The organism is Spiroplasma endosymbiont of 'Nebria riversi', from assembly GCF_018831625.1.
Lineage (GTDB): Bacteria > Bacillota_I > Bacilli_A > Mycoplasmatales > Nriv7 > Nriv7.
Map to the genome: position 1 here is coordinate 1,013,787 of NZ_CP065193.1, position 16,926 is coordinate 1,030,712.

General features: G+C 25.5%; 18 protein-coding genes, 1 tRNA gene and 1 other RNA gene. 19 read left to right on the forward strand and 1 reads right to left on the reverse strand.

The annotated features are described in order from the left end of the window. Nucleotides 1-42: 42 nt before the first annotated feature. Entirely contained in the window at nt 43-975 is a 933-nt protein-coding gene (gene whiA, locus I5Q57_RS06560; RefSeq protein ID WP_246534742.1) for a DNA-binding protein WhiA, read from the forward strand. A 117-nt stretch (nt 976-1,092) separates the two neighbouring features. Here whiA and I5Q57_RS06565 read toward each other — a convergent pair whose 3' ends face one another. Beyond that, entirely contained in the window at nt 1,093-1,866 is a 774-nt protein-coding gene (locus tag I5Q57_RS06565; RefSeq protein ID WP_215825777.1) for a transposase, read from the reverse strand. Nucleotides 1,867-2,133: 267 nt separating this feature from the next. On the opposite strand from I5Q57_RS06565, the gene I5Q57_RS06570 reads away from it, so the two are divergent. From I5Q57_RS06570 to I5Q57_RS06655, 18 genes are all read left to right on the forward strand, one after another. Then, the gene (locus I5Q57_RS06570) at nt 2,134-2,496 is read left to right on the forward strand and encodes an MATE family efflux transporter (RefSeq protein ID WP_215825778.1); all 363 of its coding nucleotides are present in this window, start codon (nt 2,134-2,136) and stop codon (nt 2,494-2,496) included. Between the two features lie 29 nt (nt 2,497-2,525). Beyond that, on the forward strand, nt 2,526-2,774 hold the full coding sequence (locus tag I5Q57_RS06575; protein WP_215825779.1) for an MATE family efflux transporter: 249 nt from the start codon (nt 2,526-2,528) through the stop codon (nt 2,772-2,774). Between the two features lie 120 nt (nt 2,775-2,894). Continuing rightward, the gene (locus I5Q57_RS06580) at nt 2,895-3,545 is read left to right on the forward strand and encodes an MATE family efflux transporter (RefSeq protein WP_256444935.1); all 651 of its coding nucleotides are present in this window, start codon (nt 2,895-2,897) and stop codon (nt 3,543-3,545) included. 19 nt (nt 3,546-3,564) lie between these two features. Continuing rightward, the gene (locus I5Q57_RS06585; RefSeq protein ID WP_215825781.1) at nt 3,565-3,798 is read left to right on the forward strand and encodes a helix-turn-helix domain-containing protein; all 234 of its coding nucleotides are present in this window, start codon (nt 3,565-3,567) and stop codon (nt 3,796-3,798) included. A gap of 72 nt (nt 3,799-3,870) precedes the next feature. Then, on the forward strand, nt 3,871-4,908 hold the full coding sequence (locus I5Q57_RS06590; RefSeq protein WP_256444936.1) for a sodium:calcium antiporter: 1,038 nt from the start codon (nt 3,871-3,873) through the stop codon (nt 4,906-4,908). 212 nt (nt 4,909-5,120) lie between these two features. Further along, entirely contained in the window at nt 5,121-5,375 is a 255-nt protein-coding gene (gene secG / locus I5Q57_RS06595; RefSeq protein ID WP_215825783.1) for a preprotein translocase subunit SecG, read from the forward strand. Between the two features lie 42 nt (nt 5,376-5,417). After that, complete coding sequence (gene rnr / locus I5Q57_RS06600) at nt 5,418-7,589, forward strand: ribonuclease R (protein ID WP_246534684.1); 2,172 nt, start codon at nt 5,418-5,420, stop codon at nt 7,587-7,589. Beyond that, nucleotides 7,580-8,017: an SsrA-binding protein SmpB gene (smpB, locus tag I5Q57_RS06605; RefSeq protein ID WP_215825784.1), complete on the forward strand. Its 438-nt coding sequence runs from the start codon at nt 7,580-7,582 to the stop codon at nt 8,015-8,017. Before rnr ends, smpB begins: the two co-directional genes overlap by 10 nt. Before the next feature lie 20 nt (nt 8,018-8,037). After that, nucleotides 8,038-8,448: a transfer-messenger RNA gene (gene ssrA, locus I5Q57_RS06610) on the forward strand. A 142-nt stretch (nt 8,449-8,590) separates the two neighbouring features. Beyond that, the gene (gene mgtE / locus I5Q57_RS06615; RefSeq protein ID WP_215825785.1) at nt 8,591-10,021 is read left to right on the forward strand and encodes a magnesium transporter; all 1,431 of its coding nucleotides are present in this window, start codon (nt 8,591-8,593) and stop codon (nt 10,019-10,021) included. Nucleotides 10,022-10,037: 16 nt separating this feature from the next. Next, nucleotides 10,038-10,685, forward strand: coding sequence for a tRNA (guanosine(46)-N7)-methyltransferase TrmB (gene trmB, locus I5Q57_RS06620; RefSeq protein ID WP_215825786.1), 648 nt, complete (start codon nt 10,038-10,040; stop codon nt 10,683-10,685). A 93-nt stretch (nt 10,686-10,778) separates the two neighbouring features. Further along, nucleotides 10,779-11,060 carry a hypothetical protein gene (locus I5Q57_RS06625; RefSeq protein WP_215825787.1) on the forward strand — a complete coding sequence of 94 codons (282 nt, stop codon included), beginning with the start codon at nt 10,779-10,781 and terminating at the stop codon, nt 11,058-11,060. 20 nt (nt 11,061-11,080) lie between these two features. Continuing rightward, complete coding sequence (locus I5Q57_RS06630) at nt 11,081-11,737, forward strand: transposase (protein ID WP_215825788.1); 657 nt, start codon at nt 11,081-11,083, stop codon at nt 11,735-11,737. 185 nt (nt 11,738-11,922) lie between these two features. Next, nucleotides 11,923-13,935 (forward strand): 2-oxo acid dehydrogenase subunit E2, encoded by a 2,013-nt coding sequence (locus tag I5Q57_RS06635; RefSeq protein ID WP_215825789.1) that lies wholly within the window; start codon nt 11,923-11,925, stop codon nt 13,933-13,935. Between the two features lie 241 nt (nt 13,936-14,176). Continuing rightward, a complete protein-coding gene (locus tag I5Q57_RS06640) occupies nt 14,177-15,145 on the forward strand; it encodes an IS1/IS1595 family N-terminal zinc-binding domain-containing protein (protein WP_215825790.1) in 969 nt (322 codons plus the stop codon). Nucleotides 15,146-15,698: 553 nt separating this feature from the next. After that, nucleotides 15,699-15,774 (forward strand) — tRNA-His (locus I5Q57_RS06645). A 450-nt stretch (nt 15,775-16,224) separates the two neighbouring features. Then, nucleotides 16,225-16,578 carry a hypothetical protein gene (locus I5Q57_RS06650; protein ID WP_215825791.1) on the forward strand — a complete coding sequence of 118 codons (354 nt, stop codon included), beginning with the start codon at nt 16,225-16,227 and terminating at the stop codon, nt 16,576-16,578. Between the two features lie 149 nt (nt 16,579-16,727). Then, the gene (locus tag I5Q57_RS06655) at nt 16,728-16,904 is read left to right on the forward strand and encodes a hypothetical protein (RefSeq protein ID WP_215825792.1); all 177 of its coding nucleotides are present in this window, start codon (nt 16,728-16,730) and stop codon (nt 16,902-16,904) included. Nucleotides 16,905-16,926 lie beyond the last annotated feature (22 nt).

Genomic DNA, 16,926 nt, shown 5'->3' on the forward strand with positions numbered 1-16,926 from the left:
CTTAATTAATTAGCAGTTTTATGAACGGAGTGATTAATAGTGATGTCTTTTTCTAAAATTGTTAAGCAAGAAATTATGAAAAAGGAATTTAGTCATCCAGCAAAGCAAGCTATTTTATTGGGATTAATAAAATCGTTAGCGATATTTAATAGTAAGCAATTAATTTTTGAATTTTCTAATAAAACCGTTGCTATTTTTGTTAAAAAATTAATTGCTGAAGTTTATAATTATTATCCAGAAATTTTGACAATGGGAATTAAAACTATTGTATATAAGTTAGATCTTTCACATATTGTTTATTTAATCATTAATAATAAAGATATTAGTTATGATATTAAACGAAATGAATTAGTTGTTAATTTTGAAAGATTAAAGAGTGAAATATCAAAAAGAGCATTTATTGCGGGAGCATTTATTGCTACTGGTAGTGTTAATTCGCCAAGGATTAGTAATTATCATTTAGAAATTCAAGGAATTGATATTTTGTTTATTCGGAAGTTACAATTACTAATAAATAGTTTTGGTTTTAAATTTAAACGCATTTATCGTCGTAAAAAACCTTTAATTTATTTAAAAAAATCAACTGAAATTGCTGATTTTTTGAAATTAATTGATGCAAGTCTTGCACTATTTTCGTTTGAAAATGAACGCATTTCACGAGATATGTATAATAGTATTAATCGTTTAACAAATATTGAGATTTCTAATCAGCAAAAAACTAATAAAGCGGCTATTGAACAAATTAAGATGATTAATTTTTTAAAAGCGAATGATTATTTTTTAAAGTTATCATTAAAAACTCAACAAATTGCTAATTTACGGTTAGATAATCCTGAAGCTTCGTTGAATGAGCTTTGCGATTTATATGAAAATATTTATCACGATATGATTTCTAAATCAGGAATAAATCATATGATGCGCGAAATTAAAAATAGTTATTTACTGCTTAAAAGTATTGCTTCTGATGACAATTAAATATTTTATAAAATGTTTTTTTAATTTTGTCGAAAACTCTTGATAAAATAAAAAAAATCATCAACTTGATAATTTTAAAAGGCTTTTATGTAAAATTACTATTTTTACTTTAATTTTTTATACATTAAAATATAATACCGCTGTTTGTTGGTTTGGAGCTAAACCCTTATGTTGGTATTTTCATTTTCAGAGATTTAAATAATTTTGAATATTAGTAAAACCTAAACCATGATAATTAATTATGGCTTCTTTAAGACTAGATTGTAATTTAATGATTTTATTTAAGTTATGATAAATAGCTTCAGGATTAATTGTTGTTTTAGTTACACATAAAGTAGAATTTGTTTGTTTTGCTACTAAAAAATATAATTTTTGCATATCAGAAGTAATAATTGAATTTCGGTTAATTAATTCTTTGTTCATATTTTCAATAACTCATTGTTTTTGTAAACGTTTTGTGTTTGTGGATTTAACATAAATATTGTTATTATTATCAACTGCCATTTGAATACAGCATTTAGTATTAGTTGCGAATGGGTCAAGGTGAATTCTTCGTGGATCAGTTTTATGTTTGAAATTTCCTTTATGAATTTCTTTAATAAATGTTTCATCGATTTGGATTTTACCAGATAATTTTTTAAATTTTAATTGGGTATTTTCTAATTGTTTTGATTTCATTAATTTTTGACGGTTATATCAAGCAGTTTTTAATGTAGTTTTAATAAAACGAGAAATTGTTTTACTAGATTGCCCCAGCAATGAAATTTGAATCAATAAATTTCATTGTTCATAATTTAAATGACTTCAATAAATAAAATGATTACGAAAAGCGTCAAAACTTGCACGGCAATTTTTACATAAATATTTTTTTTCCTTCTGAATTATGTCCATTTTTAACGCAATGGTAAGATTCACATTTAGGGCATTTAATACCTCGTGCTCTAAATTTTTGATCAATTTCATTTAAACGTTTTTGTTTTTTTATTAATTCTGCTTGTTGTTTGACTTTTTCATAAAATTAAAAAAATGTTTTGTATTAATATATATAAATTTGTGATATAAAGAAATTGTTATTAATTTAGTAGTAAAATCTGTTTAGCTATTAATTTTTTATATTTTAAGTGTTAATTAAGAAAATATTGTAATTGAGTGGAACTAATGAAATTAAAAATTAATTGAAAACAATATTGAGATTGAGAATTTAATAAAAAAGTTTTACGGATGATGTTACCTTTGATTTTGCAAAGTTTGATTGTTGCTTTTATTAATGTTTTAGATACAATTTTTATTTCAATTTTTAATCCTGAACAATTAACTGGTCTAGGTTTAACGAATGATATGTTAATTTTATTAATTTATAGTTTTTGAGCGATTTCGGGCGCCGAGGGCATTTATACAACACAATATTTAGGGAAAAAGAATTATGCTAAAGTTGTGGAAACCACAAGAATAAAATTAATTTTAGCACTTATTTTGGCAGTAGTTTATTTTACCTTAATATCAACACAAGAACATCATTAATTAATATTATTGTAAATTTAGATAATCATTTGCCGGAAGATAAGAAAAGTTTTATTTCTCAATCTGCAAATGATTATTTGCAGATTATTAATTATACAACTTGGTTTTTAGGTATTTTGTTAGTTTTTTATAATACAATGTATGAGTGTGGTGATGCTTGAACGCCGTTGTATATTAACTTTCTGCCTTTAACAATTAATGCGATTTTAAATCCGATTTTTATTAAGCTTTTTGGTTGTGGTGCTGCGTGGTCAACATTTTTTGCTCGGGTTTGTTAATTTATTGTTGTCATTGCTTTTATAGTTTGAAAGAAGCCAGTTTATTATCCAGGATGAAAAATTTGAAAAACAACATTAGATTTGTGAAAAAAAATTATGAAAAACTTTGTGTTTATTTTTATGGCGAATGCCTTGTTTGTGCTTTCATCTTTTGTACAAACGATGATTATTTTAAAAGAAGGATTTTTAAATAATTCTTATCAAGCGGCAATTTTAACATTCAGCATTATTGGCGTGTTTTATTCATTTTTTAATGGTTATTATGTGGCTGTTCCATATTTTGTTGGTCGGGAGTTAGGAGCTAATCATATTGCTAAAGCAAAAGTTAATTTTTATAAAATTTTAGGTTTTGGTTTAATTTTAAATGCGACAATTGCTTTATTAATCATATTTAGTTCGCCATTTATTCTTAATTTCTTTACGGGAAATCCAGCAGTTATTTATGTTGCTAAGTGGTATTTAGCTTTTCAAGGGATAGCGTTCTTTTTCTTGTCAACATCAATTATCTTCTTTAATATTTTAAGGATGGGTGGTAAAAATTTGTTATCAAGTTTAATTGATATTCTTTGCACTTGGGTTTTTATTGTGGGGTTAACTTGATTTGCATTTACAATTTTTAAACCTAATAATTATGAAGTGTTTTCTGAGAATTGAGTAATGGTGACAATAATTGTATTTTTAATTGTTTCTTTAGCTGAAATTATTCAATTTTCAATATTAATTATTACTGTGCGAAAAGCTAATTGAGCTAATAATTTAGTAAAACAATAAAATAAAGGGATGTTTAAAAATGATTAAGGATGTTATGAATGTTAAAATTAAGTTTGGTCAACAAATTAGACGATTACGAATAAATTTGCATTTGTCACAAGAAGAATTAGCATACGAATGTGATTTAAATAAAAATTATGTTTCTGATATTGAACGCGGTGAAAGAAACATTTCTTTACAAAGTATTGCTAAACTTGCTAAGGGTTTACAAGTGTCGTTATCGGAATTATTTGATTTTGACTATCAAATTTAAATACTACGATATTTTTAAATAGGGGGCGGAATTATTTCACAGTGATTATTTGGTTGAACAAAATCAGAATATTTATGGGTATTTTTTGTTATTTTTGCGAGTATTAATTTTTTTGCTTCTAGACGGATGATTAAATATTTGTCAGCATTAAAAATGCGAACAAAAATGTCAACGGCGGTTGTGGGAGCATTATTATTATCAATTATAACTTCATTGCCAGAACTTGTATCGGCGATAACAGCCGGTGCTTTAGGGAGTCCTGAAGTTAGTATGGGTGATGTTATGGGGGCAAATTTATTTTCAGGAGCAATGTTAGCTGTTGCTGATATTATGTTTATTCGTTATTTATTTTTTAAAAAAATAAATAACTCTAATCGCTTTATTATTTATTTAATGATCGGAATTAATATAATTTTAGTATTAGTTTTAATGCCAATTAAAGCATTTGATTTTATGCGATTAACAATTCCTTATATCAATGTTTCTTGACCATTTTTAGTTTTATTATTAGTTTATGGGGGATTTTTAATAATGATTTTTAAAGGATTTCATGATGAGGAAAAAGAACCTAAAACTAATAAAGATGTTGGTTTAAAAAAATTATCATTAAAGATGATTATAATTTTTTTCGTTATTTCGGTTATTGGTTTAGTTCTTTCTTCAATAATATTAGTTGCGGTTATTGATAACTTTGATAATGTTTATGGGATTAAAAAAGAATCGGCAGGAGCGATTTTTTTAGGAATGACAACAGCCTTACCAGAAGTAGTATCACTATTTTCTTTAGCAAGGATTGGTTATGGTAATGTTGCCATTGCCGGAATTGTTGGTAGCCATCTTTTTAATTCAATTATTTACTTTGTTGCTGATATTATTAATCATCCTGTCGGAAGTTTAGAATATTTAGCAAATGGTAATATGATGAATTTAATGCCATTATTTGTTATTGCGATTTTGCTGTTGTTAACAATTATTATTTTTACTGTTAAAACAATTCCGCGTTGAAGTAGTAGTAAAATTTTTACAGTAATAACTTCTGGAGTAATTATAATATTTTATGGTTTTAATATTATTTTTCAAATTTTACAAAGTCAATATCATTTTTTCTAATTTAAGTTGTAAAATAAGGACGCATAAAGTTTTGTTAGGTAGGAAAAGGTTTAAATAATTTTGAAAGAAAAACAACTAAAAACTGATTACCTTTTTATTTGAAAAATAAGTAATAAAAAAAAATTAAAAAAATTGTTATAAAACATATATGATAGATTATGATATAATTTACAAGGTAATTATTAAAATTTATAAAAGTAGAGGTTTAATATATGAGTAAACAAAATATTTTATTAATCTTTGAGATTATTCTTTTAATTATTGGTTTTGTAATGATTGTTATTGGACTATTACAGCCAAAGAAAACGCAAGCAGGGTTAGGAGCATTAAGTGGTGGTAATCAAGAGCTTTTTGCACAAACTAAAGAGCGAGGACTTTCACGAACTTTATCATTGATGATGCTAGGTTGTGGATCTTGTTTATTTGTTCTTTCAATGATTATTAGAATTTTAGAAAATTCTTTATAATTTTTATTTAAACCATTAGTTCTTGAAAGTTCTAATAGTTTAATGACTGATGGAGAGTATATGAAGCAAAAAATTTTAAATATTTTAAAAAATGAAAAGCGAACCCTTTCAAAGTTAGAAATTAGTAATTATCTTGAAATTACTAATAAAGAACAATATGAATTAATGGTGTTGGAACTTAAGGAATTAATAATTAATGATGTTTTAAAAGTTAATAGTAATAATGAATATTTCTTAAATTTACAAAATCAATTACTTACTAGTATTATTCAACTGCATTCTAAGGGTTTTGGTTTTATTAAAACTAAGGATAATCAAGAGTATTTTGTTAAATCACAAGACTTAAATGGCTGTTTAGATATGGATGAAGTTTTATTTGCTACTAAAAATATTAAGCAAAATGATGCTCGACATTTTGAGGCTCGGGTAATTGAAGTATTAAAAAGGCCTTTAACGACGGTTGTTGCTACTGTTTGTTTTAATGAAGCAAATAAAACAAAATTTTTAAAAATTAATAATATTAAATTGCAACATTTAGTCCTTGTAGTTAGTAATTTAAATATGGCAATTGTTGATACGATTGTTATTGCTAAAATATTGTCTGTTAGTAAAAATCAATTGGTATCATTGGAAATTCAGGATATTATTGGTAATATTAATACCCCTGGAATTGATGTCATCGCTGTTGTTCACGAGTTTTTTGTTAAGACAAAATTTGATGATGCGACATTAAATGAAGTAAAAAAAATCTCGCCATTGGTAATGGCTGAAGAATTAATTGGTCGGAGAGATTTACAAAATAATTTATTTATTACTATTGATGGTAGTGACGCTAAAGATTTAGATGATGCTATTAATGTTGTTAAGTTGGATAATGGAAATTATAAATTATTTGTTGCGATTGCTGATGTGGCACATTATGTTGCTGAGAATAGTGCTTTAGATAAAGAAGCTTTTATTCGTGGGACTTCCGTTTATTTAGTTGATCGTGTTATTGCGATGTTACCAACACAATTATCAAATGGTATTTGTTCTTTAAATGAAAATGAGATGCGGTTAACGATAGTTTGTGAAATGGAAATTAATGCTATTGGTGAAACTATTAGTAATGAAATATATCCAGCAGTTATTAAAACTAAGCGAAGAATGTCGTATGATGAAGTAAATTTAGCTTTTAGTAATCAAAATCCAGATTTTATTAAAACTCATCCTGAAATTTATCAAATGCTTTTAATTGCTCGTGATTTACATCATATTTTAAGAAAATATAAAGAGCAAGCCGGGGTTATTGATTTTAATTTAAATGAAGCTAAATTAATTATTAATCAAAATGGCAAAATTAGTGATATTTCTTTGAGAAATCGGGCAACAGCAGAAATGTTAATTGAGGATTTTATGATTCGGGCTAACGAAACGGTGGCTAGCACTATTTATTGAATGAATTTGCCATTTATTTATCGCATTCATGATAAACCAAAAATTAAAAAATTAAGAGAAGTGTATAATGTATTAAAAATAATGGGTTATAACATTAAGGGTAAAGTTGAGAATGTTTATGCTAAAGATTTACAATTAACTTTGGAAAATATTAAAGATAAACCTTGATTTCAAGTTATTGCTACTTTGTTTTTAAGAAGTATGGAAAAAGCGCGTTATGATATTAATAATATTGGGCATTTTGGTTTAGCAAGTGACTGTTATACTCATTTTACATCACCAATTCGTCGTTATCCAGATTTAATTGTTCATCGGATGTTAAGAAAATATCTTTTTGAAAAACAAATTAATAATGTTATTGTTGATAAGTATACAGCGATTTTACAAAATCAAGCCGAACAGTCTAGTATTTCTGATTTGAAAGCATTAGAATGTGAAAGAGCAGTAGAACAAATGAAAAAAGCTGAATATATGGAAACACAAATTGGAAAAATATTTTCAGGAATTGTTAGTTCAGTTACTAATTTTGGGATTTTTGTAGAATTAGAAAATACTATTGAAGGATTGGTTCGTGTTAGTGATATGCGAAATGATTATTATAACTATAATGAGAAAACAATGCGTTTAGTTGGTGAAAGAACAAGAAAAGAATATTATCTTGGACAAATTGTTAATATTGAGGTTAAGCACGCTAGTAAGTTAGAAAGAAAAATTGATTTTACCCTTAAAGATTTTAAAAATGGTAATGGTAATGGTAGGTTTAAACAATGAAAATAATTGCTTCAAATCGTAAAGCACGATTTAATTATGAATTAATAGATAGTTATGAAGCCGGAATTGCATTGCAAGGTTCTGAGGTTAAATCTTTAAGAGAATCTAATGTTTCATTACAAGAAAGTTATGTTTTGATTAGAAATCAAGAAGCACTAATTTTAAATTTACATATTAGTACTTATGCTTATGCATCAAGTGCTAAACCGGACCCTAATCGTTCAAGAAAGTTATTATTGCACAAAAAACAGATTTTAAAGTTGGGAGCGAAAATGAAATTGCAAAATTTACAATTAGTTCCTACTAAAATATATTTTAATAGTAAGGGTTTAGTTAAAATTGAAATTGCGTTAGCAAAAGCTAAAAAACTTTATGATAAAAGAGAGATTATTAAAAAACGCGATGTGGAACGAAAAATTCAAAAGATTTCATAAATTTGATATAATATACCTATGGGGGTGCACTGGATTCGACAGAAATAACAAACAATTAACTGCAGTGGTGTGGTAAACCTTATCTACTTCGAGGTGTTATAACCGGAAATAAAAAAGAACATCAAGCTATTCCAACATATATGTTAAATCATAACTTTGTTGAGGCAAAATTAGTTGCTTAATTCAACCTTTTAAAGGATATAAATAGCACATTATTTTAGCGTAAGTTTATCTAGGCTAGTTTAATGTTGATACTTGATAAACTAGATATTGTGATGTTAATAAGCAATGTTGAAATTCTATTAACTAGTTAGAGATATTACTTGTTTATTCATATTTTTCTTTAATGAACTTTTCTTGAATAAAATAAACTGTAGATGTTAATTGGGACTTATTTTTGGACGTGGGTTCAATTCCCACCATCTCCACCATAAATGTAAATATAAAATAAAAAGTAAACTTATTGTTTACTTTTTATTTTATATTTAAATAACAAAAGACTTTTATTGTTAAACAAGATATAATTAATATTACATAAATAGTAAAATAACATTGTTGTGAGGTAAAATGCTAGTGTCTATTAATAATAAGTCGTTATTGCAAATAAATATTAGCAATTTGCAAAAATTAGTTAATATTAATGATAAGAAAAGCTTAGAAAAAATTTTAAAAAATTTGCATAGTGCTGATTTAGCTGATATAATTAATAAAACGGAAAATCTTAGTGAAGTTTTATATTTAGTAAGGTTGTTAGATTCAAAAATAGCTAGTGAAGTTTTTATTAATCTTGATACGGAAATAAAAATAATGTTATTAAATGAGTTAAATAATACGGAAATAACGCAAATTGTTAATCAATTATATGTTGATGATATTGTTGAATTATTAGAACAAATACCTGAAGAAGTTGTTAAAAAGCTTATTATCAATGCATCGCGTGATAAAAGAAAAGAAATTAATATCTTATTAAATTATGAAGAAAATAGTGCTGGTTCAATTATGTCAGTTGATTTTGTGCAGTTGCTTCAACATGAGAAAGTTGTTCAAGCATTGGAAAAAGTGAAACAACTGGGTGAAAGACCAGAAAATAGTGATAAGTATTATGTTACTGATAGTAAGAATAAGTTATTAGGAGTTATTAGTTTAAGAAATTTAGTTTTTGCTAATAGTAAAGAAGAAGTTAATAGTGTAATGGAAACTAATGTTGTTAGTGTTGATGCTCATAGTGATCAAGAATTAGTTGCTAATATTGTTCAAAAATATGATTTAAATGAAGTTGCTGTTGTTAATAAGCAAAATGTGTTAATTGGAATTATTACTGTTGATGATATTTTAGATGTTATGGAAGAAGAAGCAACAGAAGATATTGAAAAGTTGGCTGCGATTAAACCAACTGAGATGTTATATTTAAAAACTCCGGTTTGAAGAATTGTTCGTTCGCGAATATTTTGGTTGTTATTTTTATTAGTGTCAGCTACTTTCTCGGAATTAGTTATTGATGCTTTTTTACCTTTATTTGGTGCTAATAAAAATAGTAGTGATTTATCTAATAAGTTTTTAATTTTATTAGTACCGTTATTACCAATTATTGCTGATACGGGAGGAAATTCCGGAAGTCAAGCATCAACGACTATTGTGCGTGCATTATCATTAGGTGATGTTACAGTTAAAGATTATGGGCAAGTTGTTTGGAAAGAGTTAAGAATATCTTTTTTTGTTGGTTTAATTTTAATTTGCTTTAACTTTATTAGAATGATTATTATTAATCTTATTAAATATGATGGTGTTTTACATTGAGATCAGTGAGCTTCAATGATTACAATTTCATTATCTTTATGAATCGTTATTATTATTTCTAAAGTAGCGGGAGGAATTTTACCAATTATTGCAAAATTATTAAGAATGGATCCAGCTGTTATGGCTGCTCCTTTGGTAACAACGATTATTGACTGTGTATCAACAACAATCTTTTTTTCTATCGCTTTACTATTTTTTGTTACTTAATAGATAGGAGAATAATATGAGATTACGAAATAATCCGCAAGCAAAAATATTTTTAAAAAATAATTATCAAATTGTTATTCAAGAGCCCCAAACTTATCAAGGTAATTGATCATCAAAAATTTTTAATAATACTCAACCTTGTCATTTAGAAATTGGATGTGGTAAAGGAAATTTTATTATTGCTATGGCACATAAATATCCAATGATAAATTTTATTGCCATTGAAAAATCGGGAGTAGTATTAATGGTAGCAGTAAAGAAAGTGGTAGCATTAGAAAAAATCCCTAATAACTTAAAATTTGTTCAAATTGATGCTAATAATATTTTAACTATATTTGCTATTAATGAAATTACTGAAATATATCTTAATTTTTCTGATCCGTGACCAAAGAAAAAACATTATAAAAGAAGGTTAACGCACCCTAAATTTTTATTAGCATATAAAAATATTCTTGTTAATTCAGGTAGAATTTTAATTCGTACTGATAATGCGATATTGTTTGACTTTACTATTAATAGTTTGAGGAGTGATTCTAATTGAAAATTATTAGTTCAAGAGCAAGATAGTTTATCTAGCATGTTTTTAACAGAGTATGAGAAGAAATTTATTAAACAAAATAAAGTAATATATTATTTAAAAGTAGTAAAAAATTCGTTTCAATAAAATTACTTTTTAATTTTGTAGAAAACTCTTGATATTTATTAAATATACCTAATTTTAGGTATATTTTTAATATGATAGAGGTGGATAATAATTATGGAAAAAATAATTCAAGAACTAGTAAATACTTTAACAGATGATCAATTTTTAGAATTTTATGAAAAAGTCAAACAACAAGCAAAATTAATAAAAAAACAAAAACGTTTAAATGAAATTGATCAAAAATTTAGAGCACAAGGTATTAAATGCCCTAAATGTGAATCTTACCATTGCGTTAAAAATGGACATAATTCAGAAGGAAAAAAAAATATTTATGTAAAAATTGCCGTGCAATTTTTGACGCTTTTTGTAATCATTTTATTTATTGAAGTCATTTAAATTATGAACAATCAAATTTATTGATTCAAATTTCATTGCTGGGGCAATCTAGTAAAACAATTTCTCGTTTTATTAAAACTACATTAAAAACTGCTTGATATAATCGTCAAAAATTAATTAAATCAAAACAATTAGAAAATACCCAATTAAAATTTAAAAAATTATCTGGTAAAATCCAAATCGATGAAATATTTATTAAAGAAATTCATAAAGGAAATTTCAAACATAAAACTGATCCACGAAGAATTCACCTTGACCCATTCGCAACTAATACTAAATGTTGTATTCAAATGGCAGTTGATAATAATAACAATATTTATGTTAAATCCACAAACACCAAACGTTTACAAAAACAATGAGTTATTGAAAATATGAACAAAGAATTAATTAACCAAAATTCAATTATTACTTCTGATATGCAAATATTATATTTTTTAGTAGCAAAACAAACAAATTCTACTTTATGTGTAACTAAAACAACAATTAATCCTGAAGCTAGTTATCGTAACTTAAATAAAATCAGTAAATTACAATCTAGTCTTAAAGAAGCCTTAATTCGTTATCATGGTTTAGGTTTTACTAATATTCAAAATTATTTAAATCTCTGAAAATGAAAATATCAACATAAGGGTTTAACTCCAAACCAACAAACAGCGGTATTATATTTTAATGTATAAAAAATTAAAGTAAAAATAGTAATTTTACATAAAAGCCTTTTAAAATTATCAAGTTGATGATTTTTTTTATTTTATCAAGAGTTTTCGACAAAATTAAAAAGAGTTTTCGACAAAATTAAAAAATTATTTGATACAATAAATAGTAATAAATGTTAAAATAAGATAAAAGTTAAGAGGAGGCTTTAATGATTAAAATTAAGTTAAATAATTTACCAAGCAAATATGGTGCTATTAAGCAAATTTTAGTTGAACAAGGGAGTCATGTTAAAGCCTTTCAAAATATTTTGCTTGTTAACTGTGAAGGTCAAGAGATTCCTGTTAGTACTTTATTTGATGGTGATATTGAAAAATTATTTGTTGCTGAGGGCGATAGTGTTAAACGCGGTGATGTTGTTGTTAAAATGAAGATTATGTTGAAAGAAACTGTCTCTGAAAAATCAGTAAAACCAATAAAATCGTCATCAAAAAAGCTACCCTCTAATTGAGAAGAACAAGAGCAAGAATTAAAATTTAATTTATCAGAAAATCAATCACATTTAGAAAAGGGTTTTACAGCAGAATTTGAAAAAAAAGTTATTAATCAAAAATTATCGCCAACGCCAAAACCTAAATCTCCACATCAAGTAATTGAAAAAAACAAAAGTATTATTAATTCTAATAGTGTTATTAGTGATATGCAAGAAAAAAATGAATCTGGTATTTCTAAATTTCGTCAAAGAATTTTAAATAAATTAAATGATATTCAAGAAAAAACTCCATTGTCTGAAAATAATTTAAGTTCAAAAACAACTTCAGAAGAGTTAATAAAGAAAAATGAAAAACCGTTATCATTTCGGGAAATAATTATGAAGCGAATGAATAATTTGCAAGAACAAGTTGTTACAGTTAAAGAAAGTAAAACGCAATCAAGTGATGCAAATGCTTCTTTTGTTGATAATGCTCGGAATACTATTTATAAAAAAATTGATTTAATTCAAAAAGGTAAAATTAATAATGATAGTAATATTGAAGAAATTAATAAAATAATTTCTGAAGAAGTAGATGATAAACTAGAAACTAAAGAAACTATTAAAAGTCAATATCAATCATTAGGATATCAAGAAAAAAATACTGAGCAAGACAAAGCTGCTGTTTCTCAGTCAGAAGTAAATTTAAAAGAATTAATTTATGAATTAACTGATGAAAATATAAATACTCAACAAAGTAATCAAGGAATAAATAATATGTTGAAAAATTCAGGTCATCAATATGTACCTAGTTATTTTCATCAACCAGTATTTATTCCGCCAAAATATGTTCCAATTATTAATCCACAATTAATTGCTTCTTATCATACTGATATGCAACAATCTTTTAATTCATTATCTCAAGAACAGTTAGAAAAGATTGCTAAACAAAATTTAATTATCCCATTAGAAAATAATTTAAAGAATGAAAATTTAATCAATGATAATGGTGTTAACATTGAAATTAATCATTCTGCTGAACAAAAGAGTGGTCATTTAGAAACTAGAAAAATGCTTTCAAAAGCAAGAAATAGTGCTGTGGAAGCGTTGATATTAAGTAATAAATATGTTCCGCATTTAACATTAAATTGTGAAGTTGATATGAATAATGTCATTGCTCTTTGTGAAAGGATGTCTTCGCATAGTAACAATAGTAAGACACGGTTGAATTCAATGGTATTTATAATTAAAGCAATATCTTTAAGTTTAGAAGAATATCCAAAACTTAATGCTAGTTATGATGCTGATACTAATGAATTAGTTATTAAGAGATATCATAATATTGCTATTGCTCGACAATATGCTGACGGTTTACAAACTCCAGTTATTAGATTAGTTGATAAGTTATCAATAGCACAGTTAGCAACTGATATAGAGCAATCTGATCAAAGGATTCGGGCAAGGAAAACAAATGACCTTGAATTTGTTGGTAGTACCATTACTATTACTAATTTTGGAATGGTTGGCGCAAATTCAGGTATTTCACCAATTTTTTATCCTAATGTTGCGGTTATGGGGATTGGTAAGATTTTAAGAAAACCTGTTGTTTATGGTCAAAGCGTGACTATTAGACATATGATGAATATAACATTAACAGTTGATCAACGAGCTATTGATATTTATGATGCGGGACAATTTTTAGAAACTTTAAAAAATAATTTAGAAAAACCATATATTTTATCACTAAGTTAATCTTAGCGATTTTACGGAGGCATAAAGTTTTGTTAGGAGGGTAAAGATTTGAATAATTTTAATAATAAATCATAATAACCTTTTTCTTTCATTTATAAATCACTCTTTATTTCCTTGTTGTAATAAAATTACATACCGCCTTAATTAAAAATTTGTTTTAATTTTGCAGAAAACTCTTGATATTTATTGAATATACTTAATTTTAGGTATATTTTTAATATGGTAGAGGTGGATAATAATTATGGAGAAAATAATTCAAGAACTAGTAAATACTTTAACAGATGATCAATTTTTAGAATTTTATGAAAAAGTCAAACAACAAGCAGAATTAATAAAAAAAAAACAAAAACGTTTAAATGAAATTGATCAAAAATTTAGAACACAAGGTAAGGTATTTAAATGCCCTAAATGTGAATCTTACCATTGCGTTAAAAATGGACATAATTCAGAAGGAAAACAAAAATATTTATGTAAAAATTGCCGTGCAAGTTTTGACGCTTTTCGTAATCATTTTATTTATTGAAGTCATTTAAATTATGAACAATGAAATTTATTGATTCAAATTTCATTGCTGGGACAATCTAGTAAAACAATTTCTCGTTTTATTAAAACTACATTAAAAACTGCTTGATATAATCGTCAAAAATTAATTAAATCAAAACAATTAGAAAATACCCAATTAAAATTTAAAAAATTATCTGGTAAAATCCAAATCGATGAAATATTTATTAAAGAAATTCATAAAGGAAATTTCAAACATAAAACTGATCCACGAAGAATTCACCTTGACCCATTCGCAACTAATACTAAATGTTGTATTCAAATGGCAGTTGATAATAATAACAATATTTATGTTAAATCCACAAACACCAAACGTTTACAAAAACAATGAGTTATTGAAAATATGAACAAAGAATTAATTAACCAAAATTCAATTATTACTTCTGATATGCAAAAATTATATTTTTTAGTAGCAAAACAAACAAACTCTACTTTATGTGTAACTAAAACAACAATTAATCCTGAAGCTAGTTATCGTAACTTAAATAAAATCAGTAAATTACAATCTAGTCTTAAAGAAGCCTTAATTCGTTATCATGGTTTAGGTTTTACTAATATTCAAAATTATTTAAATCTCTGAAAATGAAAATACCAACATAAGGGCTTAACTCCAAACCAACAAACAGCGGTATTATATTTTAGTGTATAAAAAATTAAAGTAAAAATAGTAATTTTACATAAAATCCTTTTAAAATTATCAAGTTGATGATTTTTTTATTTTATCAAGAGTTTTCTACAAAATTAAAATTTTATTTTAAAAATAAGTAATAAAACAAAATATTTAATATTAACAAACATAATTTTAATAAAAGGTTATAAAAACAACATTAAAATAATTTTTTACAACAAAAATCATACATAGGATATATATACTTAATTTGCATATTGAAATAATTTATAAATAATTTATAGTAAATGATTATTTTTTCTTTTTTTAAAAATACCTAAGAAAACTAAACGCGACCATTAATAATTTTTCATTGTGTAAAAATTCAATAATATGATAAAATGGTAACAAATAAAAATGACAATAACAAGAAAGGCGGGGTTAGTTTAGTAATTAAATAATATAATTAGCTGATTGTTTTATTTCTTCAAAGCAATATCTAAGAAAACTAAACGCGACCTTTTTTTACGAATAAGTTTACATTCTTTTAAAATAGTTATATAATTTTATCGGTTAATAAAAACCATTATATATGGCGACTGTGGCGTAATGGTTATCGCATTGGTTTGTGGAACCAACATTCGTGGGTTCAATTCCCATCAGTCGCCCCATTTTTATTTAAATTAAAATATTATCATAAATGCACTTTCCTTTATAGGACGTATAAAGTTTTCAGGAGTCTAGATATAATCTAGATCTCTTTTTTCTTTAACTAAAAATATGTTTCTAAAAGTATCTTTCATTAGAAATTCTTAATGAAATTTAATTAAATAGCAGTCTTGTTATTAGAAAGGAGCATAGCTAATAGAGGAGGGATGTATAAAGTAAATTTATAAAATAATGTTTTAATTTTATCAAGATTTTTCGACAAAATTAAAATATACATATGACAAGATTTTGGTTTATACAAACTTGCTGTTAATTAATAAATAAATACGAGCTCATTTATTTATTACAAGAAATATAAGGTTAAATTAATATTTATTATTTTTATTTAAGCCTTGTATTTTTTTTGTGCCTTGATAGTAATAAACTAAATATATTTGTAAGGAGTTATGTGTATGCGAAACATTGAAAATATTTTTTTAAATACTGAAAAATATCTTTTAAAAGAAACGCAAAATGCAGTACTTATTAAAGCTCCGGCAATTCCGTGATTGTATGAATCTACTGGTATTTGATTTTCAAAACGATTTGTTTATAAAGGAAAATATGAGAAGTCTATTTGTATTGGAATAATTAAAGATGGTGAATATCAGTTGGTTTTTGTTAATAGTAAAGGCCAAGAATCTAGTTTGATTTTAGGTCATGAGTTGTTAGGTTTTTTTGTTGCTGAAAAAGAATATGATAAAAAGGTTGTAAGTTTTGATTATTTTAAAAATGTTTTACGGTGTTTTAAGAATAGGGATAAATAAAAAAATATCTTAGTTGGTTTTTATGGTGTTTAAACGGTGCGGAAAGCGTATGCTCCGCCCGTTAATTATCGATGTTAGTTGAGTTATTTAACTAAGTTATTGCAATTTTTTGATTTTGTGTAGTAAAAAATAGTTTTGGAGTTTTAGAAATGAAAATGTGAGTTAGTGGGGATGAACCACCTAAAAATTATTGTCGAAAGTTTATATATTCTATTAATAAAAAAACTGGATTAGAACAAAAAATTTGAGCGTCTAAATCTGCAGTTGAATCTGTTAGAACTGATTTAGTCGGTGATAATTGACTTTGTGTTGATATTGCATATTAAAAGATTAGAAAATTAAGGAGAA